This window comes from Micromonospora sp. NPDC048898, assembly GCF_043198035.1.
In the GTDB taxonomy this organism is placed as follows: Bacteria; Actinomycetota; Actinomycetes; order Mycobacteriales; family Micromonosporaceae; genus Micromonospora.
Genome location: NZ_JBICUF010000002.1, coordinates 671,339 through 697,599, shown reverse-complemented (window position 1 = coordinate 697,599; position 26,261 = coordinate 671,339). Strand labels below are relative to the sequence as shown.

General features: G+C 71.6%; 21 protein-coding genes and 1 pseudogene. 7 read left to right on the top strand and 15 right to left on the bottom strand.

The features are described from left to right. Nucleotide 1: 1 nt before the first annotated feature. The 5 genes from ACGFIQ_RS09965 to ACGFIQ_RS09945 form a co-directional block, all read right to left on the bottom strand. On the bottom strand, nt 2-679 hold the full coding sequence (locus ACGFIQ_RS09965) for a maleylpyruvate isomerase N-terminal domain-containing protein (protein WP_393241996.1): 678 nt from the start codon (nt 677-679) through the stop codon (nt 2-4). Between the two features lie 94 nt (nt 680-773). Then, nucleotides 774-1,151, bottom strand: coding sequence for a zf-TFIIB domain-containing protein (locus ACGFIQ_RS09960; RefSeq protein WP_393241994.1), 378 nt, complete (start codon nt 1,149-1,151; stop codon nt 774-776). A gap of 22 nt (nt 1,152-1,173) precedes the next feature. Beyond that, a complete protein-coding gene (locus ACGFIQ_RS09955; RefSeq protein WP_393241992.1) occupies nt 1,174-1,806 on the bottom strand; it encodes a phosphoribosyltransferase in 633 nt (210 codons plus the stop codon). A 41-nt stretch (nt 1,807-1,847) separates the two neighbouring features. Beyond that, the gene (locus tag ACGFIQ_RS09950) at nt 1,848-3,188 is read right to left on the bottom strand and encodes a glycosyltransferase family 87 protein (protein ID WP_393241989.1); all 1,341 of its coding nucleotides are present in this window, start codon (nt 3,186-3,188) and stop codon (nt 1,848-1,850) included. 67 nt (nt 3,189-3,255) lie between these two features. Next, the gene (locus ACGFIQ_RS09945) at nt 3,256-5,772 is read right to left on the bottom strand and encodes a putative bifunctional diguanylate cyclase/phosphodiesterase (protein ID WP_393241986.1); all 2,517 of its coding nucleotides are present in this window, start codon (nt 5,770-5,772) and stop codon (nt 3,256-3,258) included. 632 nt (nt 5,773-6,404) lie between these two features. Between ACGFIQ_RS09945 and ACGFIQ_RS09940 the strand changes: the two genes are divergently transcribed. From ACGFIQ_RS09940 to ACGFIQ_RS09920, 5 genes are all read left to right on the top strand, one after another. Next, on the top strand, nt 6,405-9,488 hold the full coding sequence (locus tag ACGFIQ_RS09940; RefSeq protein WP_393241983.1) for a BTAD domain-containing putative transcriptional regulator: 3,084 nt from the start codon (nt 6,405-6,407) through the stop codon (nt 9,486-9,488). Between the two features lie 251 nt (nt 9,489-9,739). Beyond that, complete coding sequence (gene moaC / locus ACGFIQ_RS09935) at nt 9,740-10,231, top strand: cyclic pyranopterin monophosphate synthase MoaC (protein WP_393241980.1); 492 nt, start codon at nt 9,740-9,742, stop codon at nt 10,229-10,231. Further along, nucleotides 10,228-10,698, top strand: coding sequence for a molybdenum cofactor biosynthesis protein B (locus tag ACGFIQ_RS09930; protein ID WP_393241977.1), 471 nt, complete (start codon nt 10,228-10,230; stop codon nt 10,696-10,698). The genes moaC and ACGFIQ_RS09930 overlap by 4 nt, the downstream gene beginning before the upstream one ends. Nucleotides 10,699-10,793: 95 nt before the next feature. Then, on the top strand, nt 10,794-12,050 hold the full coding sequence (locus tag ACGFIQ_RS09925; RefSeq protein ID WP_393241975.1) for a molybdopterin molybdotransferase MoeA: 1,257 nt from the start codon (nt 10,794-10,796) through the stop codon (nt 12,048-12,050). After that, nucleotides 12,047-12,475, top strand: coding sequence for a molybdenum cofactor biosynthesis protein MoaE (locus tag ACGFIQ_RS09920; protein ID WP_357554984.1), 429 nt, complete (start codon nt 12,047-12,049; stop codon nt 12,473-12,475). Before ACGFIQ_RS09925 ends, ACGFIQ_RS09920 begins: the two co-directional genes overlap by 4 nt. Nucleotides 12,476-12,479: 4 nt before the next feature. Here the strand turns inward: ACGFIQ_RS09920 and ACGFIQ_RS09915 are convergent, their stop codons facing one another. Both ACGFIQ_RS09915 and ACGFIQ_RS09910 read right to left on the bottom strand, forming a co-directional pair. After that, entirely contained in the window at nt 12,480-13,943 is a 1,464-nt protein-coding gene (locus tag ACGFIQ_RS09915) for a glycosyltransferase 87 family protein (protein ID WP_393241972.1), read from the bottom strand. Between the two features lie 215 nt (nt 13,944-14,158). Next, nucleotides 14,159-14,704, bottom strand: coding sequence for a DoxX family protein (locus tag ACGFIQ_RS09910; RefSeq protein ID WP_393241970.1), 546 nt, complete (start codon nt 14,702-14,704; stop codon nt 14,159-14,161). 134 nt (nt 14,705-14,838) lie between these two features. On the opposite strand from ACGFIQ_RS09910, the gene ACGFIQ_RS09905 reads away from it, so the two are divergent. Continuing rightward, nucleotides 14,839-15,387, top strand: coding sequence for a GNAT family N-acetyltransferase (locus ACGFIQ_RS09905; protein ID WP_393241968.1), 549 nt, complete (start codon nt 14,839-14,841; stop codon nt 15,385-15,387). A 24-nt stretch (nt 15,388-15,411) separates the two neighbouring features. Here the strand turns inward: ACGFIQ_RS09905 and ACGFIQ_RS09900 are convergent, their stop codons facing one another. From ACGFIQ_RS09900 to ACGFIQ_RS09890, 3 genes and pseudogenes are all read right to left on the bottom strand, one after another. Next, the gene (locus ACGFIQ_RS09900) at nt 15,412-16,653 is read right to left on the bottom strand and encodes an ATP-binding protein (protein WP_357066015.1); all 1,242 of its coding nucleotides are present in this window, start codon (nt 16,651-16,653) and stop codon (nt 15,412-15,414) included. Between the two features lie 156 nt (nt 16,654-16,809). Then, the gene (locus ACGFIQ_RS09895; RefSeq protein ID WP_393242198.1) at nt 16,810-17,259 is read right to left on the bottom strand and encodes a hypothetical protein; all 450 of its coding nucleotides are present in this window, start codon (nt 17,257-17,259) and stop codon (nt 16,810-16,812) included. 457 nt (nt 17,260-17,716) lie between these two features. After that, a pseudogene (locus ACGFIQ_RS09890) lies at nt 17,717-18,202 on the bottom strand (hypothetical protein); the annotation flags it as partial. Between the two features lie 490 nt (nt 18,203-18,692). On the opposite strand from ACGFIQ_RS09890, the gene ACGFIQ_RS09885 reads away from it, so the two are divergent. Further along, nucleotides 18,693-19,334, top strand: coding sequence for a prepilin peptidase (locus tag ACGFIQ_RS09885; RefSeq protein WP_393241964.1), 642 nt, complete (start codon nt 18,693-18,695; stop codon nt 19,332-19,334). 68 nt (nt 19,335-19,402) lie between these two features. Here the strand turns inward: ACGFIQ_RS09885 and ACGFIQ_RS09880 are convergent, their stop codons facing one another. The 5 genes from ACGFIQ_RS09880 to ACGFIQ_RS09860 form a co-directional block, all read right to left on the bottom strand. Beyond that, on the bottom strand, nt 19,403-22,594 hold the full coding sequence (locus ACGFIQ_RS09880; protein ID WP_393241961.1) for a UvrD-helicase domain-containing protein: 3,192 nt from the start codon (nt 22,592-22,594) through the stop codon (nt 19,403-19,405). A 61-nt stretch (nt 22,595-22,655) separates the two neighbouring features. Next, nucleotides 22,656-23,948, bottom strand: coding sequence for a metallophosphoesterase (locus ACGFIQ_RS09875; protein ID WP_393241958.1), 1,293 nt, complete (start codon nt 23,946-23,948; stop codon nt 22,656-22,658). Nucleotides 23,949-23,958: 10 nt separating this feature from the next. After that, nucleotides 23,959-24,213, bottom strand: a complete 255-nt coding sequence (locus tag ACGFIQ_RS09870) for a MoaD/ThiS family protein (RefSeq protein WP_393241956.1) — start codon at nt 24,211-24,213, stop codon at nt 23,959-23,961. A 3-nt stretch (nt 24,214-24,216) separates the two neighbouring features. After that, complete coding sequence (moaA, locus tag ACGFIQ_RS09865; RefSeq protein ID WP_393241953.1) at nt 24,217-25,230, bottom strand: GTP 3',8-cyclase MoaA; 1,014 nt, start codon at nt 25,228-25,230, stop codon at nt 24,217-24,219. Next, nucleotides 25,227-26,141, bottom strand: a complete 915-nt coding sequence (locus tag ACGFIQ_RS09860; protein WP_393241950.1) for a fructosamine kinase family protein — start codon at nt 26,139-26,141, stop codon at nt 25,227-25,229. Before ACGFIQ_RS09860 ends, moaA begins: the two co-directional genes overlap by 4 nt. Nucleotides 26,142-26,261: the final 120 nt, after the last annotated feature.

Below are 26,261 nucleotides of genomic sequence, written 5' to 3'. Positions count from 1 at the left end.
ATCAGCCGAGCAGCGGAAACCAGCCCGCCGACTCACCCAGTTCCAGCCGGTCCCGGTCGGTCAGCGGGACGCGCCCGGTGGCCTTCAGCAGGAAATCCTGGTCGTCCCACGCGGTGGGCCGCACCGTGTCGTCGCTGAGCAGGCCGTCCATGGTCGCCACCGCGACACCCACGGCCAGTGGGCCGGGCAGCGGTGCGTCGGGCAGGGCCGGGGTCAGGTCCAGGTGGTGGATGACCGCCTCGGTGGTGAGGGTGGCGAGGAAGTCCGGCACACGCAGCACGTGCCCCTGCGTGGTCACGTACCCCTCGGGGTTTGCTGACCTGGCGGCGCGAACCGCCGCCGGGGCGGTGTCCCGCCAGAGCCGGACGATCCCGCCCGGACTGTCGAACGCGGCGGCCGATCGGCGCACCCACCAGGCGTGCCGGGTGCTCGCTTCGTCGTCGGCGGGGAAGTCGCGCCAGTAGCTGACGTCGTCGACGTCGGCCGGCCCGTCGGCGGGGCTGGCCAGTGCGACAAGCGCACGCTGGGCGTCGCCGAGCACGTGCAGGAGCAGGTCCGCGACGAGCCAGCCCTGGCAGCGGGTGGCTCGTTGCAGGCCGGCGTCGTCCAGGTCGCCGACCACTGCGGTGATCCCGTCGTACGCCTGGGCCAGCGCCTCGTCCGCTCGGATCGTGGTCATGCGATTCAGCCTCGCATGGACCATCCGCCCGCCAACCGGCGAGCTGCTGCCCGGGTCGACGCGTGATCGACCCGGGCGGGTTGTCGGTCCTGGCTCAGCCGAACATCTCGTCGAGGAAGCCCTTGCGCTTCTTCTGGCGGTAGTGCCCGTGGTAGCCGTGGTGCTGTTGCTGCTGGTGGCCGTAGGCCGGCGCCGGCGGGTAGCCGGGCGGGGGCGGCGGCGGGACGGCACCGTAACCGGGCTGGTGCGGCGGAGGCGGCGGAGGCGGGTAGCCGGCCGGCTGATGGCTGGGTTGCTGCGGCGCGCCACCGGGCTGTTGGCGGCTCCAGTTGGCCTCGGCCTCGAACAGCTTCTCCAACTCGCCGCGGTCCAGGAAGATGCCGCGGCACTCCCCGCACTGGTCGATCACGACGCTGCTGCGCTCGTACTGGCGCATCTCTCCGTGGCACTTGGGACAGGTGAGACTATTCATCGCCCGACGGTACCTGGTCCACCTAAGCAGTTGCTGTGAGCGCCTCGCTGACCTCTGCGTCGGAGACCTCGTGGAAGTCGTCGTAGTAGACGCTCACGGCGCCGAACTCGGGTGGGCGTTGGGCACAGATGACCTGGTCGGCCTCGGCGGCGAGCAGTTCGTACGCCTCCTGTGCGCCGACCGGGACGGCGACCACGACCCGGTGTGCCCCGAGTTGGCGGGCGACCTCCACGGCGGCGCGGGCGGTCGCGCCGGTGGCCAGGCCGTCGTCGATGATCACGGCGGTCCGCCCGGTGAGGTCCAACTGGGCGCGACCTCCTCGGTAGAGCCGCTCCCGACGGGCCAGTTCGGCCTGCTCCCGTTGGCTGACCTCGGCGATGTCGTCGCTGCTGAGTCGGCTGGCCACCGCGTCGTTGAGCACCTGGACACCGCCTGGTCCGAGCGCACCGAAGGCGACCTCCCGGGCCCACGGCATGCCGAGCTTGCGGACGACAAGCACGTCCAGTGGTGCGCCGAGTCGTTCGGCGACGACGCGGGCGACCGGTACGCCGCCACGGACGAGGCCGAGGACGACCACGTCCGGGTCGCCGACGAGTGCGGTGAGCCGCTCGGCGAGCACCCGGCCCGCGTCGGCCCGGTCGCGGTACGTCGTCATGCCTTCAGGTCTACGCCCTGGCGGGCCGTTCCGCCCGGCAGTTACGCCGATGCGGTCCGACTGGTCAGCTCGGGGACCGGGGTGGCCGGCGGGTGGACCGGGCGGTGCAGGGCGGGTGCCCAGGTGAGCAGGGCCATCGGGTAGAGCAGGTAGCCGAAGCGCGTCGAGGGCATCAGGGCGATGGCGGCGAGTAGCCCGTACCCGCAGATCAGCGCCGTGGCGACGGCGGTGCGGGGCGGGCGGCGGGCGAGCCGGACGGCGATGACCACGCCGGCGGCGACAAGCAGCGCGGCGGCGACGACCCGGCCGGCGGGTAGCGCGTTGGCGATCAGGTAGCCGGGGAAGGGGGACTGTGCGGGGCTGGTGACCAGGCCGTGGCCGAGGGGGAAGCGCAGCACGTTCTCGGTCAGCGCGTCGTGGTCGACGAGTATCGCCGGCAGCAGGGCCGCGACGGGCAGGCCGATCGCGCCGGCGGCGACCCGGGTGCCGGCGCGTCGGGTCAGGCCCCAGACGATCAGGACGAGCGCGACCGGCCAGGCGAAGAGCTTCAGTGCGCCGGCGAGCCCGACCGCGAGGCCGGCGCGGCCGGGTCGGTCGGTGGCGGCGAGCGCGAGGGCCAGCAGGCAGAGCGCGAGTACGGGTAGGTCGTCGCCGCCGGTGGCGAGGGTGAGGGCGCAGACAGGCAGGACGGTGGCGGCCTGCACGCCGCGCAGCAGCGTGGCGTCCGGTCGGTGGCCCCTGTCGGTCTGGCCGGCGGCAGCCGGTGGTCTGCGCAGGGCGGCGACGGCCAGGGCGAGCGCCAGTGCGGTGCCCACCGCGAACCAGACCCGGGAGTCGGTCCACCAGGTGTCGGCAAGTGCTCTGGGCAGGCCGAACATCGCCATGCCGGGCTGGTACGGGGTGTATCCCAGCAGTTGTTCGCCGGGGGGTAGGGCGGCTATCGCGTCGCGTCCGAGGTACGGCGTGCCGTGTTCCAGGAGGCGGGTGCCGGCGTGCTCCACGACCAGCACCTCTTCCTGTGCGCGGTCGGTGCGCCCGCTGGCCCGCTCGATGCTCTGCCAGAGCAGGGGCAGCAGTGCGGTGCTCGCCCAGGTGAGGCCGGTGATCGTCCACCGGGCGCGCAGACCGGTCAGCGGTGTGCTCGGGTGGTGCCGACGCAGCAGGAGTTGGGTGATCACCACAAGTGTCGCGGCCAGGTACCCGACGGCGGCGACCGCGCCCCAGGCCCGGTGCGGTGACAGGGTCGACGTGACGGCGGTGATCGCGGCGAAGATGGTCGACACGGCGTAGAGGCCGAGGTCGACGGCGAGTCCGTCGGCGGCGGTGTCGAGCGTGCGCCAGTGCCAGGGGCGGCGGCGGGCGGTCGGGGCGTCGGCGATCACGCGAGCCAGTCTGGCAGACCGGGCCGTACCTGCACCGGACCGTGTCGGGTGGGCGGTTGGTGCCCGGTCAGGCGGGCAGGTGCGGGAGGCGGGTGCGGCCGGGTTGGCGGCGGGTCTGGCTCAACCGGATCACCGCGCCGGCGTTGTGCAGTGGCGTCACGAGGGCGCCGGGACGCCCGCCGGAGCCGCGTTGCATGGCCGCGAGCAGGGTGCCGGCTGGCACCGGCCGGGCGAACAGGTGGCCCTGGCCGGCGACGCAGCCCAACTCCCAGAGGGCCCGCCGTTGTGGCTCGCTCTCCACCCCCTCGGCGACCACTGCCAGGTTGAGGCTGCGACCCAGGTCGAGGGTGGAACGGATGACCGCGGCGGCCTCCGCTGAACTCTCCATGGTCGTGACGAAGCTTCGGTCGATCTTCAGCTCGTGCACGGGGATGCGGGAGAGCAGGGAGAGCGAGGAGTAGCCGGTGCCGAAGTCGTCCAACGCCAGCCGGACGCCCTCGTCGCGCAGCCGGCTGAGCACGCGGTCGACCACGTCGAGCTGGCTGAGCGTGAGCGTTTCGGTCAGCTCCAGCACCAGCCGGTCCGCCGGTAGGTCGTGGGCGCGCAGACGGGCCAGCACCGAGCCGGGGAACCGCGCGTCGAGCAGGCTGCGGGGGGAAACGTTGACCGCGACGGGTATGTCGAAGCCGGCGTCACGCCAGGTGGTGGCCGCGATCAGTGCCTGGTCGAGGATCGCCTCGGCGAAGGCCGGCAGCAGGCCGGAGCGCTCCACCGCCTCCAGGAAACGCAGTGGGTCGATCATGCCGTGGGTGGGGTGGCGCCAGCGGGCCAACGCCTCGGCGCTTGTCACCTCGCCGGTGCCCAGGTCGACGATCGGCTGGAAGTTGACGATGAACTCGTGGTCGGCGACCGCACGGGGCAGGTCGCCACCGAGGGTGAGGCGGCCCAGGTCGGCGGTGTCGCGGGTGGTGGCGTAGGTGGAGAGTCGCTGCCCGGCACGCTTCGCCTGGTACATGGCCACGTCGGCGCGGCGCAGCAGCTCGGTCATGCCACCGGTCGACGGGGCGACGGAGATGCCGCCGCTGGCTTCGACGCTGATCCGCATGCCGTCCAGCTCGAACGGCTCGTGCAGGGTGGCGAGGAGCGTCTCGGCTCGATGCGCGGCCACCGCCGGGGCCGGCAGCCCACGCAGGAGTACGGAGAACTCGTCACCGCCGAGGCGGGCCACCAGGTCACTCGCCTGCGCCGCGTCCCGTAGTCGGTCGGCGACCTGCACCAGCACCTGGTCACCGGCGGCGTGGCCGAGTGTGTCGTTGACCTCCTTGAAGTGGTTGAGGTCGATCAGCACCAGCGCGGTCACCCCGTCCGCGTGTCGGGTGCTCAACTGTTTGGTGCCCTCGTCGAGGAGGTGCCGGCGGTTGGCCAGCCCGGTCAGCGCGTCGTGGGTGGCGGCGTACGCGTGCTCGTCGGCCACCCGGGCCAGTTCGGCGTACGCCTGGGCGTTGCGCACGGCCGTGCAGAGCGCGGAGGCGAAGGTGCGCAGGGTGTACTGCTCGCGCTCGGAGAGTTGCACCGGGCCGCGGAAGCGTAGTCGGAGGACGCCGACGTCGACAGTGCGGTCGTGCCCTTCGAGCGGGGTGGGGACGATTGTGCCGTCCACGTCGGTGGGCTTGCCGATGGGGCCGTCGAAGGTGATGCCGCCGGTGTTGCCGCGGACGGTGCGGTCGCCGTCACGCAGTTCGATTTCGACCTCGTCGGCGGAGAACAGCTCGGCGGCCTGGGTGACGGCGGTGGTGAGAACGGTGTCCAGGTCGACGACGTTGAGCGCGTCGGTGGTGCGGGCGAGTCGTTGCCACGCCTGCTGTTCGGTCCTGGAACGGATCCTCGTGGAGTAGGCCAGGTGCAGGCTGAGAACCAGGGGCGGAACGGCCAACAGGAGTTTGAAGTTCGCGTCGAGGATCAGCAGCGTGCAGACCGCCACGACGAACCGTACGGCGAAGCCGGCGAGTCGGAGGTCGAGGTTGGTCCGGAACTGCCTTGAAATCTTGGTGTTGGAGGCCAGCGCGATGACCGGGATGGCCAGTAGGTCGTCCAGCAGTGCCGCGACCAGGTACGAGGCGGCGACCGGCATGATCAGGGCGACGGCGCTCTCAGGTGGCCAGGTCCAGGTCGTGATTGCCAGCGTGATGCCGGCACCCCAGGCCACGATAACGTTCTTGCCCACACTGAAGGCCATCTTGATCGGCGACAGCCGCAGCGAGGCAAAGGTGATGCCGACCGCGGTGCAGAGGACCACCGAGTGGGCCGGGGCGATGGCGAGGCCGACGATGATCGCGGCCTCGGTCCAACTGATCGAGTGGGTGGTGGACCGGATTCGCACCCTTGCTTTGACCAGGGTTCCCAGGGCGATCGCGACGGTGAGCGCGACGAGGATCGCGATGTTGGTCGGCGGGGCGGTCATCGCCGAGCGCGCCGCGCCCGGTAGCGACGTGGCCGTGATGATGGTTGCTACAACGACGACGAGACCGACGAGCAGCCGTAGCCGCTGATCGGTCTCAATCTCTCGTCGCTGAGGAAGGGTCATGCGACTCCCGAAGGCCTGCTTCTGCCGTGCGCACAGCCTACCGTTCGAGGCTCGTGCACGTCCCCGGTCGAGGGGTCAGTTCCACTCGCTGCCGCGCATCGCGTTGCCCCCTTCTCGCTGAGCCAATTCGAGGGCCTACCCAAAGGGGAGGTCTTCCTCGGAAAGGCAGCTTAAGAGAAGGATCGGCAGCTTAGAAGAAATAAATGTCGGTATGCGCAACATTAGCCAAGTTGGAGAGCGTTTGTGACGTTGTGTCCATCACTGCTGAACGGAGTGCGGTCGAACCCACCGTGTTGGATTGGTGGGACAGTTGGCAACTGCAGACGGTATCCGACGAGGTAATGGATGCGTTATTCGCCAGACGCGCCCGGGGTGTCGGGAGGCGGGGTAAAGGTGTCAGGTTCGAGTGGCGCTAGGGGGGCGGGGTGGAATTTGCATCCCGGCCGGTGTCGATGCAAGTTGCGACCGACACGGTACGGGTGTGGAGAGTCGTGAAGCGGCCTCCACACGGTAATCCTCAGGTCACCAACGGCCATCCTCCCTCGCTCCGTGCGCAGCACGTCACCGGAGAATGGTCGTAGACTCCGTTGCGTGATCGACTGAGTACCTAGCATGGCTGGAACAGGGGGCCGGTGGAGATTCAGGTTCTGGGCGGCCTTGCGGTGCAACTGTCTACCCGCATGCTGCGCCTCGGTACACCCAAGCAGCAGACAATCTTCGCGATGCTCGCAGTGCAGCCCGGGCGGCTGGTGACATTGGGCGACCTCGTCGACGAGTTATGGGCTGATTGCCCACCGCGATCAGCTGTGGCTAATGTGCGGACCTATGCGGCCAATCTGCGCCGGATTTTCGAGGCTTTCCCTGCCGGTCACGGTGCGATCGAACGCCAACGCAACGGCTATCGACTCGTTGTGGACCCGGAACAGGTCGACGTCTTTTGCTTCGAGCTGGAACGGAACGCGGGTCGGGAAGCGCTGACGGCCGGTCACCTGGACCGTGCCCGTGAGCTGCTGGAGCGCGCCTTGGCCCGGTGGCGGGGTCCGATGCTCGCCGGCGTCCCGCTTGGGCCCGTCCTCACCTCCCGAACCGTCGCCGTCGAAGAGGAACGGCTGCTGACCGTGGAGCTTCTCGCCGACGTCCAGCTGAGGTCGGGGCGGAACGACTCGGTGATACCGCTGCTGCGGGAGGTCATTGTTCGTCACCCCCTCCGGGAACCGGCGCACCTCCTCCTCATGCGGGCGTTGTACAAGCGTGGCGATCACGCCGGGGCTCTTGTCGTGTACGACGCGGTCCGAACGACGTTCGCCGAGGAGTTGGGCGTCGAACCGGGGCCAGACATCCAGGGCCTGTACTTGGAGATCGTCACCGAGGCTCCCGCGGGCGAGCCGGCGATCAACGTGTCACCCCGTCCGACCCCAGCGCGTTGGCTCGCCGCAGACGCGCCCGTCCCAACGGATGAATGGCATCGGCGTGGGCCTGTCGATCACCTTCCTCGAGCGGTGACCGACTTCGTTGGTCGGGAGGAGGTGGTGTCGCGGTTGCTGGCAGAGACCCGCCGGGTCGAGGAACGGGTCTCGCCAGTGCACGTGATCGACGGCATGGCGGGCAGCGGAAAGACCACTCTGGCCGTTCATCTGGCTCGCCGCTTGTCGAAGCGATACCCGGACGCGAGCTTGTTCGTCGACCTGTGCGGTGACGGCGAGACGACTCGGATCGAGCCGTCGGCGGCACTTGTCACACTGCTCCGGCAGCTCGGAGTTCCGGCGGAACGGATACCTGTCGAGTTCGACGACAAGGCGGAGCTGTGGCGCCGCGAACTCGAGAGCCGGAGATCGGTAGTCGTGTTCGACAACGCGGCGAGCAGTGACCAGATCCGCCCTCTCCTGCCCGCGTCGCCGGGCGCGGTCGTCCTGGTGACCTCTCGTCGACGATTGGCTGACCTGGACGTCGGCCCACCGGAGTCGTTGCCCCTGATGACTCTCGACGAGGGGCTGAAACTGCTCGCGCAGACTGCCGGCGTCGAGCGGATCGCCGAGGAGCCGGCGGCTGCCGCAGAGGTCGTGCGTCGCTGCGGGCACCTCCCGTTGGCGATCCGGCTCGCTGGGTCACGTCTTGCCCTTCGACCGGCGCGCAGGGTCGCGGATCTGGCAGCTCTCCTGGCGGCCGACTCTCCAACGCTGAACCAGCTGAAGGTCGGTGATCGGACTCTGGCACGAGCCTTCGCCACGTCGTACGGGCCCTTGCCGGTGCCTGCCAAAAGGGCCTTCCGGATGTTGAGTCTTCATCGCGGTGAGCACAGCGTGGAGATGGTCGCGGCCCTGCTCGACCTGCCGCTCGATGTCGCCGCCAGGTTGCTCGATGATCTGGTCGACCTGCACCTGGTTGACGAGGTCGAGGGAGGTCGGTATCGACTTCACGACCTCCTGCGGCAGTACTCGCGAGCACAGTGCCTGGTTTCCGAGACGCCCGAAGCCATGACGTCGGCCGTGGCGCGTCTCCTGGACTTCGCCCTGCACGCCACCTTGCAGGCCGCCTCGAAGCTGCACCAGTCCATCGACGTCCACAAAGAGATTGGTGCCGGTCCGCCCCGACGTCCCGATCTGATCGGCCCGGAGACGGTGTCCGGGGTTGACTGGCTTGAGCGGGAGCGCCCGAATCTCGGCATGCTGGTGGGCCTCGGCGCCGAGCACCGACTCCACGACCAGGTGTGGAAGCTCGCCCGGTCCCTCTGGCGCTTTCTTCATGTAAGGGGACATTTCGACGATATTCTTGCCACCCATCGCGCGGGTCTAGCCTCGGCGATGGTGCTCCAACACCGATCCGCCATCGTCTCGATGCACAACTATCTCGCATCGGCACTGGTGAAGACGGGCTCTCACCGTCTTGCGTCAACTCATCTCGACGAGGCCATAGCGCTGTGCCGCGAGTCTGGCGACTGGCGGCAGTTGGCCCGACTCCGTTCGAATCTGTGCGTCGTCTACCTGCTCAGCGGGCACCTTGAATTGGCTGTCGCGACGGGACGGCAGAGCCTGGCCGGGCGCCTCTACGACAACCGCGTGCCGTTGGCCTTGCCGAATCTGGGTATCGCGCTGGCATTGCTGGGCCGATGGGACGAGGCACTCAAGATCCATCGACAGCACCTGTTCCAGGCACGGCTCAATCAGGATTACTACCACCTGGCGAACGCTCTGAGCCATCTCGCGGCGGTGCGCGTCCGGCTCGGGCAGTACCGGCGCAGTGTGGCGTTACTGAACTCCTCGCTGTCGCTGTTCCACCGTACCGGTCATCGGTACGGCGAGGCCGAGGCGCGTAACGTTCTGGGAGTCGCGTACCGAGGGCTCAACAAGCTCCACCTCGCCCGACGACACCACCTGGCTGCCTTCGAGTTGGCCGTTGAATCGGGCGAGCGGCACGCGCAGTGCATCGCCCTTAATGATCTTGGGTCGACTCTGTTGGCGAGCGGGGATGGGCCGGCAGCCCTTGCGGCTCACCGCCAGGGCCTGCAGCTTGCTGAACGCGTCTCCAACCCGTACGAGCAGGGGCGGGCCCTGGCCGGGCTCGCCGAACACTTCGTCCGCGCCGATCCGGCCGAGGCCAGACGGCACTGGGAGCGGGCGTTGGCGATCTTCAAGCGGATGGGCGTGCCGGAGCGTTTCGAGACCGAGCGCCGTCTCGCCGAGTTGAGTGACGAAGACACGGAACGCCGACCAGGCTGAACGGCACTTATCGATTTCTTATCGCGAGGCCCGGTAGCTTCTGCGCCGTGACGACGAACGGGGAGGTTCTGCCCAAGCGCAGGATCTGGTCGCCGCACGTACCCGTTGCCAGGCTTCCCCAGCGGCCTCGGCAGCAGGTCGGTGAGGGAGGAGCGGCGTCCCGCCGGTGCGCCGTCTGCACCGCGGCGCGGCGGGCAGAGCGACGCCGCTCCTTCCGAGCGCCGTCGTACCGCACCGATAGGCTCACGGTCGTGACCGAACCCGCGCAGCTCAGCCATGTCGACCGTGCTGGCGCGGCCCGCATGGTCGACGTCTCCGACAAGGCGGTGACGGGCCGGCTGGCCGTCGCGGCCGGCCGTTTGCGCACCACGCCCGAGGTCGTCGACCTGCTGCACCGCGACGGGCTGCCCAAGGGCGACGCGTTGGCGGTCGGTCGGCTGGCCGGGATCATGGGCGCCAAGCGCACCCCCGACCTGATTCCGCTGTGCCACCCGATCGCCCTGCACGGCGTCACCGTCGACCTGCGGCTGACCGCCGACACCGTGGAGATCACGGCCACCGCCCGCACGGCGGACCGGACGGGCGTGGAGATGGAGGCGCTCACCGCCGTGGCCGTCGCCGGTCTCGCCCTGATCGACATGGTCAAGGCGGTCGATCCGGCGGCCTCGGTGGAGGCGGTCCGGGTGTTGCGCAAGGAGGGCGGCAAGACCGGCGAGTGGGTCCGGCCGGAGGACCGGCAGTGATCCGGGCCCGGGTGATCGTCGCGTCCAACCGGGCCGCCGCCGGCGTCTACGCCGACACCAGCGGTCCGCTGCTCGTGGCCGGCCTGCGCGAGTTGGGGTGCCAGGTCGACGAGCCGGTGGTGGTGCCCGACGGCGAGCCGGTCGGCGCGGCCCTACGGGCCGCCCGCGCCGACGGTGTCGACGTGGTGCTGACCAGCGGTGGCACCGGGGTGACCCCGTCGGACCGCACAGCGGACGTGACAGGCGCTCTGCTGGACTACGAGATCCCCGGCATCGCCGAGGCGATCCGCGCGCACAGCCGCGACCGGGTGCCCACCTCGGCGCTGTCCCGGGGTCTGGCCGGGGTCGCCGGCCGGATGCTGGTGGTCAACCTGCCCGGCTCGACCGGTGGCGCCCGGGACGGGCTGGCCGTGCTCGGGCCGATCCTCGGGCACACCGTCGACCAGCTTCGCGGCGGAGACCACTGATTCCCCGGCGGAGACCACCGATTCTGCGGCGGAGACCACCGACGGGTCCACGCCAGGCTCGGGCGGGTGTCGGTCCGTGCCGATAGGCTCGGCCGGTGAGCACGGAAACCGCACCCACCGCGGATCGGGTCGCCGCACCTCCGCCAGCCGGGTGGGAGGAGGCGCGGTCCCGGGTCTACGCGGTCGGCCTGGCCGCCGCGCTGCCCGCCGCCAACCGACCACTCGTCGACACCGACGGGTCGACCCTGGCCGAGCCGCTGACCACCCGCACCGACCTGCCCGCGTTCCCCACCTCCAGCGTGGACGGCTGGGCGGTGCGCGGCGGCGGCCCGTGGCGCATCGTCGGCCGGGTGTTGGCCGGCAGCACCCCCGCGCCGCTCACCGAGGACGACACGACAGTCGAGATCGCGACCGGGGCCATGGTGCCCGAGGGTGCCACCGCCGTGCTGCGCGTGGAGGAGTCCACGACTGTCGAGGGCCTGGTCAGCGGCGTTCCCCGACAGACACCCGAGTGGCGCAATCCCGGCGAGGAGGCGTACGCCGACGAGGAGTTGTTGCCGGTCGGCACGCCTGTCGACCCGGCGGTGATCGGCCTGGCCGCCTCCTGCGGGCACGACACGCTGCGGGTCCGGCGGGCGCCGCGCGCCGCGCTGCTGGTCTTCGGCGACGAGTTGCTGACCACGGGCCCGCCCGCGGCCGGTCGGGTCCGCGACGCGCTCGGCCCCGCGGTGCCGGCGTGGCTGCGGCGCTACGGCTGCCAGATCCGCCCGTCGGACGTGGTCGGCCCGGTGGCCGACACGCTGCCCGCGCACGTGGCGGCCCTGCGGGCGGCGCTGACCAACGCCGACCTGGTCTGCACCACCGGTGGCACGATGAACGGGCCGGTCGACCACCTGCACCCGACCCTGGAAGCGCTCGGCGCCGACTACGTGGTCAACACCGTGGCGGTCCGTCCGGGTTTCCCGATGCTGCTGGCCCGGGTGGCCGGCCACGACGGGCGGGTCCGGTTCGTGGCCGGGCTGCCGGGCAACCCGCAGTCCGCCATCATCGCGCTGGTGTCGCTCGTCGCGCCGCTGCTCGCCGGCCTACAGGGCCGCTCGATGCCGGTGCTGCCGCACGCCACGTTGGTCGAGGCGGTGCCCGGCCGCGGTGACCACACCCACCTGGCCCTGGTTCGGCTGGACCAGGCCGCCGGGACCGCGTCTCCGGTGCGACACGTCGGCTCCGCGATGCTGCGTGGCCTGGCCGGGGCGGACGGCTTCGCCGTCATCCGACCCGGCACCAGGGGCGAGCCGGGCGACCGGGTGCCGATCGTGCCGTTGCCGCTGCTTCCTGGGGAGCGTTCGTCATGACCGCACCGACGATCACCTTCGGTGAGATCACCGACCAGCCGCTCGACCTCGCCGCACACGAGGCAGCGGTCGCCGACCGTCGGGCCGGCGCCGTGGTCTCCTTCCAGGGCGTGGTCCGCGACCACGATCACGGCCGGCAGGTCACCAGCCTGGAGTACGAAGGGCACCCGAGCGCCGCGCAGGTGCTGCGCGAGGTGGCCGCCGAGATCGCCGCGGAGCCCGACGTCTACGCGGTGGCGGTCTCGCACCGGGTCGGCCCCCTGGCGATCGGTGACGTGGCGCTCGTCGCCGCGGTGAGCACCGCCCACCGGGCGGCGGCCTTCGCGGCCTGCGCTCGACTCGTCGACGAGGCCAAGGCGCGCCTGCCGATCTGGAAGCGGCAGGTCTTCACCGACGGCACCGACGAATGGGTCAACTGCCCCTGACCGCTCAGCGGCGGCCGTTGACCAGCACTGGCCGGGAAAGCCGGTCACCGTAGAACGCCGGCTCCGCACCGGGACGCCACGGCAGCGCGGCGACCAGCACGATCAGTGCGAGTGCAAGCGAGTTTTCCATCAGGGCCCCGAAGAGGCCGTCCTGGTAGTGCGACATCTCCGGCAGTTGGTGCTCGTACGGCCAGATCGGGGAGATCAGGAACAGCAGATAGAGCCCGATCGCCGCGGCACCGTGCCGAAGCCCGGTCAGCGTGGGATACCAGATCGGCGGGCGGAGCCCGTTGACCCCGGGCAACCCGCCGAACACCGGGCCCTGGCCGGTGCGCTGCGGCATCGCCCGGGTCGCCTCCCGGCGGCGTACGGCGGCGTCGGCCAGCACGATGATCGCCGGGATCACCCAGACCAGGTGGTGCGTCCAGGAGATCGGGCTGATCACGTTCGCGGTGAGACCGACAAGTGTGAACGCGGTCAGCTCGTCACCGTCGGCGCGGGAACTGGCCGCCCGGGACAGGCCCAGCGCCAGGATCAGCACCGAGAAGGCGAGCCAGAGCAGCCCCGGGGTCTCGATCGAGTCGTACAGGCGGGCGAGTAGGCCGGCGAGCGACTGGTTCGGCGTCATGTCCGCCGCGCCGACCCGTTCGGTCTGCCAGAGCACACTGCCGAAGTACGTTCGCGACTCGTCACCGACGATCGCGAAGGTCGCCACCGTCACGCCGATCGTGGTGCCGATGGCGGTGGCCGCCACCCGCCACTGACGGGTGATCAGCAGGTAGAGGATGAAGAGTGCCGGGGTGAGCTTGACCGCGGTGGCCAGGCCGATGCCGGCGCCGGCCCAGGCCCCGCCGTAGAGGAAGCGCAGCAGGGGGCCGTCCGTCGCGGCGTAGTGGGTGCCGCGGCGGGAGCGCCAGCGAAGGCCGATCAGATCAGCCATGATCAACGCGAACAGCAGGATGTTGACCTGGCCGTAGCCGAGAGTCTCCCGACCTGGCTCGATGGCGATCGCGAGTGGCACCGCCACGGCCACGGTGAACCACAGCGGCCACCCCAGCCGGTCCACGATGGGGCGGAGTAGCCCGGCCAGCACCAGCGCCAACGCGGCGATGCTGGCGACGGCGTTGACCATGCCGGCCACGAAGATCGGCAGCTGGGCCATGGGCAGCATGACCAGCCCACCGAACGGCGGGTAGGTGAAACCGAGGGTGGTCCCGGGCGCGATGAACTCGTAGAGCTCGTGACCGCTCGCCCACCACACCACGGCACCGTGGTAGATCTTCATGTCGAAGAAGTTGTACGGCCGCCCGAAGGCGCCGATGGCGAGCCATGCGGCGTAGGCGACGGCGGCGACGATGGCGCCCCGTACGACGTTCTTGCGATCGATCCGACGCGTGACGCGTTGGAGACGCGTTAAGCGTCGGATTGGGGCGAGGCGGTCCGCCCGACTACCGACAGTCGTCGGCATGGCGTGGCCACCCCCGTACCAAGGTCGTCCTACCCGTCCAGGTCCTGCAGGGAGCCTAGAACGGCGCCTCACGTAACTGCCTCCCGCGTTATGCGACCGTGTCCGATCCCACACATGTTTTTGACATTTCCACCGCGTTAACGCCTACCGGGTGGTTCAGGTAATTCGCGGCCTTAGCGGGGGGTGGGGGTGGCACAGAGAGGCATCGACGCAGGTCAGCCGGGCAGTCGACGTGCGGTGGACGCGGACCGGGCGGCGATCCTGGCCTCGCGTCGGGCGGTGCGGACGGCGCGCTGCACGGAACGTCGAGAGTGGTCGATGCGATGACCGGCGCGCCACCGCAGACCCGGCTTGCCGCCGGTGTCGGCCGCAGCGAACAGGAGACCGCCGAAGAGGCCGAGGTTCTTCAGCGCGTGGATCTCGTTGTTGTTCTTGGCGATCGGGTCGTCGTTGTTCCAGAAGGGATGACCGGCGATGGTCACCGGCACCAGCGTGCCGGCCAGGACCAGCGCAGCCGGCCGGCTGAACCGCCCGGTGGCCAGCATCAGCCCCGCGCCGACCTGCACCGCCGCGTTGATCCGGATCAACGCCTCGGTCTCGGTGGGAATGCTCGGGTGTGCCTTCTTCAGCATCGGCGCGACCCTGTCGGTCACCGGTTTGGCGGCCACGGCGAGCCGGCCGGGGTTGCGGAGGTTGCGATACCCGCTGACCACGAAGATGCCGCTCAACATGGCGCGGGCGAGGGAGCGTACGGGCGTCATGGATCAGTCATACCCCGTCGCGGCGTTTGCTACCCCGGCAACCGGTGGATCCGGTTCGGTCTCCGCACACGCGCGCCACGCCGAATCGAACGACAGTCACGGATGGACGGGCCCCGGCGGGTAACGTCGCGCGGGTGACCACGCTGCGGCTACGCCCCGAGGACGCGGCCGACGCCGGTCCGGTACGCCGCGTGCTGGCCACCGCCTTCGCCCGCCCGGACGTGGCGACGCCACCCGAGGTGAGCCTGGTCGACGAGTTGCGCGGCACCGCCGCCTGGCTGCCGGAGCTGGCGATGGTCGCCGAGTACGGCGGCGAGGTGGTCGGGTACGCGCTGCTCACCCGCGTGCGGCTGCGGCCCGAGCGGGGGTCGGACGTGCCCGCCCTGGCGCTCGGTCCGGTGGCGGTCGCGCCGCATCGACAGCGCGTCGGGCACGGCACGGCGGTGGTGCAGGCGGCCCTGGACGCCTCCACCGAGCTGGGTGAGCGGCTGGTCGTGGTCCTCGGTGACCCGGCCTTCTACCGCCGGTTCGGGTTCGGCCCCGCGACCGAGCTGGGCCTGACCGGTCCGTGGGCGGGTCTCGGGGAGCCCTGGCAGGCGTTGGTGCTGCCGCCGTCGACGAGCGAGGAAGGGCCCCCGCCCCGCGGCGAGGTGCTCTTCCCGGCCCCGTGGTCGAAGGTCTGACCGCGTCGACACCCCGGTCGGTGGTCAGGCCGGCTGGGTGCGCAGGTACCTGCCGAAGTGCGGAACAGTGAAGGCGACGGTGCCCCGCTCGCCGGAGTAGATCAGGCCCTTCTTGATCAGTGCGTCCCGTGCCGGGGACAGGCTGGCGGGCTTGCGGCCGAGAGCGCGGGCGATCTCCGCGGTGGGCACCGCGGCATCCATGTCGTCGCGGGTCACCTCCCCCGGCTCCCCCTCGACCGCGGACATCATGGCCATCGCCCGCATGTACTCGCGCTCGGCGGGCGTGGCTCGCTCGAACCGGGAGCCGAAGAACCCGACCGCCAGCTCGGCCTCCGCCTCGGGCGCGGCGACACGCACGTCCGCAGCGGTGATCGGCGAGCGCGGCGCGTGGTCCCAGGTCGCCTTGCCGTACGCCTGGACGAAGTAGGGATAGCCGCCGGACTTCTCGTAGAGCAGGTCGAGTGCCTTCTGCTCGTACTCGACCTCCTCGCGCTCGGCCGGCGCGCAGAGCGCCTGGTCGGCGGCGATCCGGTCCAACCGGTCGATGCGTTGGTAGCGGAACAGCCGTTCGGAGTACGACTTGGCCGCGCTGAGCACCGCCGGCAGGTGCGGGAGGCCGGCGCCGACGACGATCAGCGGCGCGCCGAGTTGGGACAGCTCGTGGCAGGCCGCGCAGAGCGCCGACACGTCCTCCGGGCCGAGATCCTGCATCTCGTCGATGAAGATGGCGATGCCGGTGCCGACGTCACTGGCCACCGCTGCGGCGTCACTGAGCAACTCGACCAGGTCGATCTCGATGTCGCCGGAGTCGGCCCGGCCGCTGGCCGCCGGCACGTCGATGCCGGGTTGCCACCTGTCGCGCAGCTTCGGCGCGGCACCGGCCCGGCCGGTCGGAGCGGACCGCTGGGCGAACGCCTTGAGAACGCCGAGAAACGCGTCGATCCGATCGGGTGCGCGATGTCGGGGGGCGAGCTCCCGGACCGCCATGTGCAGCGCGGCGGCGATCGGGCGGCGCAACGACTGGTCCGGTCGAGCCTCGATCTTGCCGCTGCCCCAGAGCCGGTTGATCGCCTGCGATCGGAGGGTGTTGAGCAGGACCGTCTTGCCGACGCCCCGCAGGCCGGTGAGCATCAGGCTGCGTTCGGGTCGCCCTCGTGCGATGCGTTCGAGCACGATGTCGAAGACGTCCAGCTCCCGCCCCCGCCCGGCGAGCTCGGGCGGACGCTGGCCGGCGCCCGGCGCGTACGGATTGCGGACCGGATCCACGCATCGCAGAATATCGGGCCGTCTAGCTGCGAACCTAGACACGGATAGATGGGGCTATCGGCGTGTCGGGGCCGTCGACAAGGTCAAGGAGTCGTCGACAAGAAACTAGGGCTGTCTAGCATCCACGCTAGACAGCCCTAGTTTTGGCAATCGGAGCTACCGCTTCCGCAGACAGAGCACGTAGTCGAGCAGGTCCACGGCGTTGTCGTGCACGTAGGTCGCGCTTATCGGGGGTGGCAGCGCGTCACACCGGGCCGAGTCGGTGGTCGCCGGGATCCGCAGCAGCACCTGATAGGTGTTCGGCCCGCACGGCACCTTGCGCAGCTCCGCGGCGTCCTCGGTGCCCTCGTTCACCAGGCAGTCGCCCGTGGCGAACTCGTCGTCGTCCGGCGTCGGCGCGGCCGAACTCGGCGCGCCGCTGGGCAGGACCGGCGGGACGACCGGGGCGCTCGTCGACGGCGTGCGGCCGTCGTTGCCGGCGTCGGCGACCCTCCAGATCGCCCAACCGGCCAGGCCCAGGCACGGGCAGAGCAGGAGCACCACCACCAGCACGATGATGAGGGCGACTTTGCGGCCGGTCCTCTTGACCGGCGCGACGGGCGGCATGCCGTAGCCGCCGGGCGGCGGCTGCCCCCACGGCGCGGGCGGCTGACCCGGCACCGGTCCGGCCGGCGGAAACGGCCCGGGCGGCGGGTAACCCGGGTCCGAGGTCGGCGGGTAACCCGGCCCTGAGGGTGCCGGGTAACCCGGGCCTGAGACCGGCGGCGGGTAACCCGGCCCTGGGACCGGCGGGTATCCCGGATCTGCGGCGGGCGGGTAACCCGGGCCTGAGACCGGCGGCGGCGCCCACATCGGTGCGGTCGGCGGCTCCGGCTGGGTCGGCGGCTCCGGCTGGGTCGGCGGCGGCGCCCACATCGGTACGGTGGGCGGCTCCGCGTCAGGTGGCGGCGGGCCCCACTGCTGCCTGGTCGGATCCTCGGCGGGCGGGCGTTGGTGCGGGTCCTCCGGCTGCTCGGAGCCCGCTGGTCCGTAGGTCGTCATGTCATCCCTGGGGTGGGTGGTCTCAGCGTTGCTTGAGGCAGAGGACGAAGTCGAGAGTGTCCAGCTCACTGTCGAAGAAGTACCAGTTGGTGTAACCCTGGACCTTGCCGCACTTGGTCTCGGCGTCGCGCTCACCGCTTGTCGCACCGTCGATCCGACTCAACACCTCGTACGACTTCGCGACGCACTCGCTGATCAACAGCTTGGGCTTGGCTCCCGCGGCGGCGTCATTGCGGACGCACTGGCCAACCTTGGCGAACCGAGGATCGGCCGACGACTCCGGGGCCGCGGCGCTCGGTACGGGTTCGGTCGCGTCCGCGCTGGGTTCGGCAGCGGCGGGCGAGTCGGTCGGCGCGGCCACCGGAGCCGGGTCGTCCTGCCCGCCTCGGAGCCAGAACACACCGCCGACGGCCGCCATCAGCAGCACGACGGCCAGCACCGCGATCAGCAGCCCCCGACCGCGTCGGCGCGGTGCCGGTGTGGGGTCGCCGCCGGAGGGCGCGGATGGTCCCTGGGGTGCCTGCGGGTACGGCGGGGCCGCCGGTGAATAGGGCTGGTGCGTCGGCGGATAGGACTGCTGCGCTGGCGGATACGGCTGCTGTGCCGGCGGATAGGACTGTGGCGCCGACGGATACGGCTGTTGGGTCGGCGGGCCGGGCTGGTGCGTCGGCGGATACTGCTGCCGCGCCGGTGGGTAGGGCTGCGGCACCGGCGGGTACGGCTGTTGCGCTGGCGGATGGGGCTGCTGCGCCGGCGGGTCGGGCGTCTCGTCCGGTCGCTGTCCCCGCCACGGCCCCGGGTAGCTGCCCCCGGGTGGTCCGTAGTTCGTCATGCCGCCCTCCTGCACGAGTGGTGGGAGTGCGATCACCGATACGCGACGCCGACTCCGACGCCACCGTAGCGTGGTCGACTGATGAGCTCATCTCCACCGAGCGGGATCGGCGGGAACCCGCGATCGGGGACCGCGTGCAGGGGCGACGGCCGGTAACGTCCGGCCCATGTCGGCCGCCGCGCTGTTGGGGGTGGCGGTGCTCGGTGGGTTGGTCGGTGTCGTCGTACCCTGGCTGGCCCGGCGCTTCACCGCCCTGCCGATCCGGCCGCGGCCCTGGCGTGGCCCGTGGGTCTGGCTTGGTCCGCCGCTGGCGGCGATGGTGTTCGTGGGGCTTGCCGTCGCACAGCGTGACGACCCGGCGTTGCCGGTCCTGCTCGCGGTGGCGGCGGTCGGGCTGGTGCTGGCCGCTGTCGACCTGGCCTGCCTGCGGCTGCCCGACCCGCTCGTCGGCGTCGCCGGCACGCTGGCCCTCGGTGGTCTGACTGCGGCGGCGCTGCTGGCCGGCACGCCCGGGCGGCTGGTCGGTGCGCTGATCGGCGCGGCGGTCACCGGCGCGGCACACGTGCTGCTGGCCCTGCTGCCGGGATCCCGGTTGGGCTTCGGAGACGTGAAACTCGCCGCCGTCCTCGGGCTGCCACTCGGCTGGCTGGGTCGGGACGCGCTGCTCGCCGGGCTGCTCCTGCCGCACGTGCTACACGGCGGGCTGGTCCTGGGCCTGCTCGTCGCACGGCGGGTACGTCGGGACACCCTGCTGCCGCTCGGGCCGGCGCTGCTCGTCGGCGCGTGGCTCGGCATGCTCGTCGGCTGACCTCGCCGGATGGCGTGACGTCGTTCGGTGGCTCGCGCCACGCCGTCGTCACCCGGGCCGTCGGCCGCTCAGATCAAGCGGAGCTGGCGGTCCTTCGGACGGCGCGGCTCGGCCTCGCCGAACCGCTCGAACAGGCCCGGATCGATCACGCCCAGGAACGGCGACGGGGCACAGTCGCGCTCCGCGCCGTGCCGGGTGCGGCGGGCGGCGTGACTGACGTACAGCCGGTCCTGGGCGCGGGTCAACCCGACGAAGAAGAGTCGGCGCTCCTCGGCGACCGCGTCCTCGTCGGGCGTCGAGCCCGGCCACCGCAGCGGCAGCAACCCGTCCTCCACACCGACCAGGAAGACCACCGGAAACTCCAGGCCCTTCGCGGCGTGCAGGGTGAGCAGCGTGACCGCCTCGGCGCGCGGGTCGAGCGCGTCCACCTCCGCTCCGGTGGCCAGTTGCGACAGGAACGCCTCCAGGTCGTCACCGCAGCGCCGGGCCAGCGGGGTCAGCAGGTCCACCGCCGAGCGGACGGCCTCGGGGCGTACCGTGCCGGTGCCGTCCAGGGTGGGCACCGCGAACCGCTCGGCGACCACCTGGCCGGCCAACCGGACCCGGGCCGCCAGCGAGCCGGCCAACCCGTCCGCGTGCCGCAACTCGCGGGCGATGGCCGCCACCCCCGGCCGGTCCCGCAGCCGGTCGTGGGACCGCTTCTGCACCGGGATGTTGGCGCGGGCCAGCGCGTCGACGATGGGTGCGGCCTGCGCGTCGGTGCGGTACAGCACGGCGATGTCGGAGAACGACAGCGAGGTGGACCGGCCGTCGATCCGGCCCGAGTCCAGCGAACGGTGGGACAGCCCGCCGACCAGCTCGTCCACCGTGCGCACCACGAAGTCGGCCTCTTCGGCGACTGACGCCGCCGGGTAGCGCCCGACCAGCGGGGCCTCCGGGTCGAGTCGGGCCGGATCCAGCCGCCGGCCACGGACCAGCGAGGACGGTGCGATGGCCTGCACGGCGGCGGCCAGGATCGGCGCCGACGAGCGGTAGTTGCGGTTGAGCCGGACCAACCGGGCGTCCGTGAAGTCCTCGGAGAAGCGCAGGAAGTAGCCGACGTCGGCACCCCGGAACGAGTAGATCGCCTGGTCCGGGTCGCCGATCGCGCAGAGGTTGCCGTCCGCCGGGCTGAGCAGCCGCAGCAGCTCGTACTGCACCTCGTCGACGTCCTGGTACTCGTCGACGAAGATCCAGCGCCAGCGGTCCCGGTAGCGCTCGACCAGCTTCCGGTCGGCCCGCAGCAGCTCCACCGGCAGGGTGACCAGCTCGTCCAGGTCGACCAGGTCCTGCTTGCGCAGCAGCGTCGTGTAGCTCGCGACGTCGTCGCCGGCCGCGGACCGGGCCGCTGCCCGCTCGGCGTCGTCGGCGATGCGGAAGTCGGCGGGCAGGCCCGCCGCGTCGGCGTTCTCGCGCAGGATGGTCAGGCCCAGCGCGTGGAACGTACCCACGGTGACGTCCTCGGCGACCGGGCCGAGCAGGCCGTCGAGGCGGTGTCGCAGCTCCTCGGCGGCCCGACGGGTGAACGTGATCGCGAGGCAGCGCTCGGGAAAGACGTTCAGCTCCGCGCAGAGGTACGCGATCCGGTGCGTGAGCGTCCTGGTCTTGCCGGTGCCCGGCCCGGCCACGATCAGCAGCGGCCCGCCGGGTGCGGAGGCGGCCACCCGTTGCATCGCGTCCAGCCGGTCCAGCAGGCCGGTGCCGACCTCCTCCATGCCGGAGAGCATCGGCTCGAACGGCTCGTGGGGGGACGGCGGCGACGCGATCGGGGGTGCGGGAGCCGGGGCCGGCTTACGCTTCGGCTCCGCCTTCGCCGCCGCCGGGCGCTTTGCCGCCGGCCGGGCCGCCGGCTCCGCGGGCCGACGCTGCGCCGGCACCGGTACGTCGAAAAGCGTCTCCTGTGCCGAGCCGGAGTTGGCGTCCAACTCCGCCGGGTCGAAGAGCGTGATCACCCCGTACTCGCCGTCGTAGCCCGGCACCCGACGCACGTCGCCTCGGCGCAGCCGCCCGATGCCCTCGGCGAGCAGCTCACCGCCGGCCTGCCCGATGTCGGCCAGCGGCGTCGTGGTCAGGATTTCCAGCTCCGGGCCGAGCGCGGCGACCAGCTCGTTGAGCCGTCCCTCGACCTTCTTCGACCGGGCACCCACCTTGTTGATCTCACCGAGGATCTCGGCCAGCGGGACGAGGTGGGTGACGTCCCGAGCCTGTGCCGGCCGGTGCCCCTCCGGGCGGTCCGCCAACTCCTCGATCCGGCTGAGGACGCCCACGGTGAGTGGCTTGCCGCACTCGGGGCAGCGCCCACCGGCGGCCCGGGTCCGCTCCGGGGACCAGTTGACCCCGCAGAGCCGGTGCCCGTCCGCGTGGTACTTGCCCTCCTCCGGGAAGAACTCGATGGTGCCGGCCAGACCGTCACCGGTGCGCAGCGCCTCCCGGACGGCGAAGTAGTCCCGTTCGCTGGTCAGCACTGTCGCCTCCCGGCCGAGGGCCGGCGGCGAGTGCGCGTCCGAGTTGGAGACCAGTTGGTAGCCGTCCAGGCTGCCGACCCGCCAGTTCATCGCCGGGTCGGAGGAGAGGCCGGTCTCCACGGCGAAGATGTGGTCGGCAAGGTCGGCGTAGCAGTCCGCGATCGCGTCGAAGCCGGACTTCGAGCCCAGCGCGGAGAACCACGGCGTCCAGATGTGCGCCGGCACCAGGTAGCCGTCCGGGCTGGCCTCCAGGGTGATCTCCAGCAGGTCGCGGGAGTCCAGACCGAGGATCGGTCGGCCGTCCGAGCCGAGGTTGCCGATCCGGCCGAGGGCGGTGTTGAACCGGGCCACCGCGTCGAGATCCGGCAGGTAGATCAGGTGATGCACCTTGCGGGTCCGGTCGTCCCGCTTGTAGATCGTGGAGATCTCCACGCTCAGCATGAACCGGACCGGGTCCGCCTCCGCCGTCGAGGCGAGTCGCGGCGGCAGCCGGCGGGCGATGTCCCGTTCCATCTCGGCGTCGAGCCGGTACAGCCCCGGCTCCGCCGGGCGCAGGGTCTCCCGCAGATGGTCGTACCAGGCGGGGTGCGTGAAGTCGCCGGTGCCGAGCAGACCGATGCCCTTACGCCGCGCCCACCACCCGAGGGTCGGCAGGGTGAGGTCACGGCTGCACGCGCGCGAGTATTTCGAGTGGATGTGCAGGTCCGCGACGAATGGCGAGAGGCCACCGGAGGGTACGGCACTGAACGGGGGCACGCCGCATCCTGTCACGCCCGCCGCGCCGGCCGCCTGCCGCCACGCGCGGACGTGACGTCCGCTATGCCGAGCGCAACTCCACAAGACTGATCTGCGGCTCCGCGCCGACCCGGACCGGCGGCCCCCAGAAGCCGGCGCCGTTCGTCACGTAGACCTTGGTGCCGTCGACCTCGCCGAGGCCGCTGACCACCGGCTGCGCCAGCCGGACGACCAGGTTGAACGGCACCACCTGGCCACCGTGGGTGTGCCCGGACAGTTGCAGGTCGACGCCGTAGTGGGCCGCCTCGACCGCCGCCAGCGGCTGATGGGCGAGCAGCACCACCGGACGGCTCGGGTCGCGGTCACCGAGGGCGGCGGCGAAGTCGGGCCCGGCGGCGAGGCCGGTGGTCCCCGTGGCGTCCAGGTCGTTTACGCCGGCCACGTCGAGCACGCCGCCCCGGGCCCGGATCTCCTGCCGCTGGTTCTGCAGCACCCGCAGGCCGAGCCGGTCGACCTCCTGGACCCACTCCTCCACGCCGGAGTAGTACTCGTGGTTACCGGTGACGAAGAAGTTGCCGTAGCGGGAGCGCAGGTCGCGAAGGGGTGCGGCGGCCGGGCCGAGTTCGGCGACCGAGCCGTCGACCAGGTCCCCGACTACCGCGACCAGGTCGGCGTCGAGCCGGTTGATCGCGGCGACGATCCGCTCGGTGTGCGCCCGGCCGCGCAGTGGGCCGAGGTGGATGTCCGAGACGGTCGCGATGCGCAGGCCGTCCATGCTGCGCGGGAGCTTGGCGAGGGGGATCTGCACCCGGTCGAGTCGTGGTGGGCCGAGAGCGGTGCGAACGCCGTACCCGGTGATGCCGGTGGCGGTGAGGCCGGCGAAGATGGCCGCCCCACGGGCCAGCAGCAGCCGGCGGCCCGGGTCGTGGCCCGCGGCCGTGACGGCACCGGCGGCCGGCGGCTCGGGCGGCCCGGCCGCGCCCACCAGCCCCGGCTCGGGTGCGGCGGTGGTCGGTTCGGCCGCGGCGACGAGCACCGGCTCGGGTGCGGCGGTGGTCGGCTCGGCCGCGGCGAGCCGGCGGCGCAGCACCAGCCGGGTGACGAGCATCGGCACTTCGAGCACGACAAGCACGACGAGCAGGTAGAACATCACGGCGAGCCACAGGTAGCCCGGCCAGGCGAGCCAGTAGAGCCCGGCCTGCGTCCCGAGGAGGGTGGCCGGCACGAGCAGCGCCAGCACCAGGGCGGCGATCCCGCCGACCCGCCGCCAGCGGCCCGGATGTGTGGTGTCCCGAACGAGTCGCTTCCACAGGTAGAGGTGGATGAGACCGGTGGTCAGCGCCAGGACGGCCACGAACCCCAGAACCGCCAACATGTGCGCCTCCTCAGCCGCCCGCGAACGGGGGCAGAACGTCGATCGTGGCCCCGGCCGGCAGGGGTGCTTCACGATCATGACAGGTGACGCCATCCACCAGAAAACTCGCCACTCGCAGCACGGCGGCGAGTCGATCACCGTGTCGCCGCACCAGCTCGGCGGTGAGGTCGTCCAGCGACCGGCCGGCGGGCAGGACCTCCTCGGCGTGCCCGGCAGCGGCGCGGGCACCCGCGAAGTAACGGATGGTCAGTCGGTTCGGGGCCACGCCTCAACCCCCGATCGCGGACATCGGCCGGGTCGGCTGGAGGAAGGTCGGGTCGTCGATACCGTGCCCGGCGCGCTTGCCCCACATCGCGGTGCGCCAGCGTCGGGCCAACTCGTCGTCGTCCGCGCCGGTGCGCAGCGCCGCGCGCAGGTCGGACTCCTCGGTGGCGAAGAGGCAGGCGCGGACCTGGCCGTCCGCCGTGAGCCGGGTGCGGTCGCAGTCCCCGCAGAACGGTCGGGTGACGCTGGCGATCACGCCGACCCGAGCGGGACCTCCGTCGACCAGCCAGGTCTCCGCCGGTGCCGCGCCGCGCTCGGTGGGGTCGGGGCTCAGCTCGAAGACGGTACGCAGGGAGGTCAGGATCTCCTCGGCGGTGACCATGGTGTGGCGGTCCCAGCCGTGCTGGGCGTCCAACGGCATCTGCTCGATGATCCGCAACTGGTAGTCGTGCTCGACGGCGAAGCGGAGCAGGGCCGGCGCCTCGTCCTCGTTGACACCGCGCATCAGCACTGAATTGATCTTCACGGGGCTGAGCCCGGCGGCGGCCGCCCCGGCGAGCCCGGCCAGCACCGCGTCGAGGCGCGGGCGGCGGGTGAGTCGGGTGAACCGGCCCGGGTCCAGAGTGTCGAGTGAGACGTTGACCCGGTCCAGGCCGGCCGTACGCAACGCCGGGGCCAGCCGGTCCAGCCCGATGCCGTTGGTGGTCAGCGAGACCCGGGGGCGGGGCCGCAACGCGGCGACCGCGCTCACGATGCCGACCAGCCCGGGGCGGATCAGCGGCTCACCGCCGGTGAACCGCACCTCGGTCACACCGAGCCGCTCGACGGCCACCCGGACCAGCCGGACGATCTCCTCGTCGGTCAGCAGGTCGGGGCCGGCCAGCCAGGGCAACCCCTCCGCCGGCATGCAGTAGGTGCAGCGCAGGTTGCACTTGTCGGTGAGGGACACACGCAGGTCACGGGCGACGCGGCCGTACCGGTCGACGAGGACGCCATCGGTCCCCGGGGCGACGCTCACCTGTCGACCGTAGCGCGTTCGACCCGGACCGGGACGGCGCGGGCGGCCTGAAGGACCGCGCCCCGATAACCGCCGCCGAAGAGCGCGGTGTGCACGAGCAGCAGATGCAGCTGATGCAGTGGCACCCGGTCGCGCCAGCCGTCCGGCAACGGCCAACTCTCCCGATAGGCGGCAAGCACCCGGCCCAGGTGGGGGATGCCGCCGAAGAGCGCGAGCTGGGCCAGATCCGTCTCCCGGTGCCCGCCGTGCGCCGCCGGGTCGATCAGCCAGGCCCGGTCGTCGGCGCCCCACAGCACGTTGCCCGGCCACAGGTCGCCGTGGATGCGTGCCGGCGGCTCGTCGCCGCCGAACTCACCGAGCCGACCGATCACCTGCTCGACCAGTCTCGCGTCGGCGCTGGTCAGGGCACCACCGTCGACCGAGCGCCGCAGGTAGGGGACGAGGCGTCGCTCGGCGAACCACGTCGACCAGGGCCCGGCGGTGGGGGTGTTGTCCTGGGGGAGCGACCCGATGAACCCCGGCCAGGCCGCCCCGAAGGTCGCCGAGCCCGCCCGGTGCAGGTCGGCCAACTCCCGGCCCAAGCGTGCCGCGGCCTCCGGCGTCGGCTCGCCGGGCTCGACCCAGTCGAGCGCCAGCAGGCCCGGCAACGCCACGATCACCTCGGGTACGGCGACCGCCCCGGACTCCCGCAGCCAGCGCAACCCGGCCGCCTCGGCGGCGAAGAAGCCCTCCGGGGCCGGTCGGCCCGCCCCCTCGGGCCAGGACTTGGCGAAGACCGAGTGGCCGTCGTCCAGGGTGAGCCGGGCGGCGGCGCAGATGTGCCCACCGGCGACCGGCGTCTCCCGGATCCGCTGATGGGTCCGGAAGGTGGGCAGGTGTGCCGGGTGCGCGCGCAGGTACGCCAGGTCCATCAGCGCACGGTAACCGCTTCCTGTGACACCACGGTGTCGCCCGAGGACATCGGGCCTCTTTCGGCACCCCCAGGTGCGCTTTCCGCGATCCGTAGGTGCGCGATGAGCAGGGAGAACACG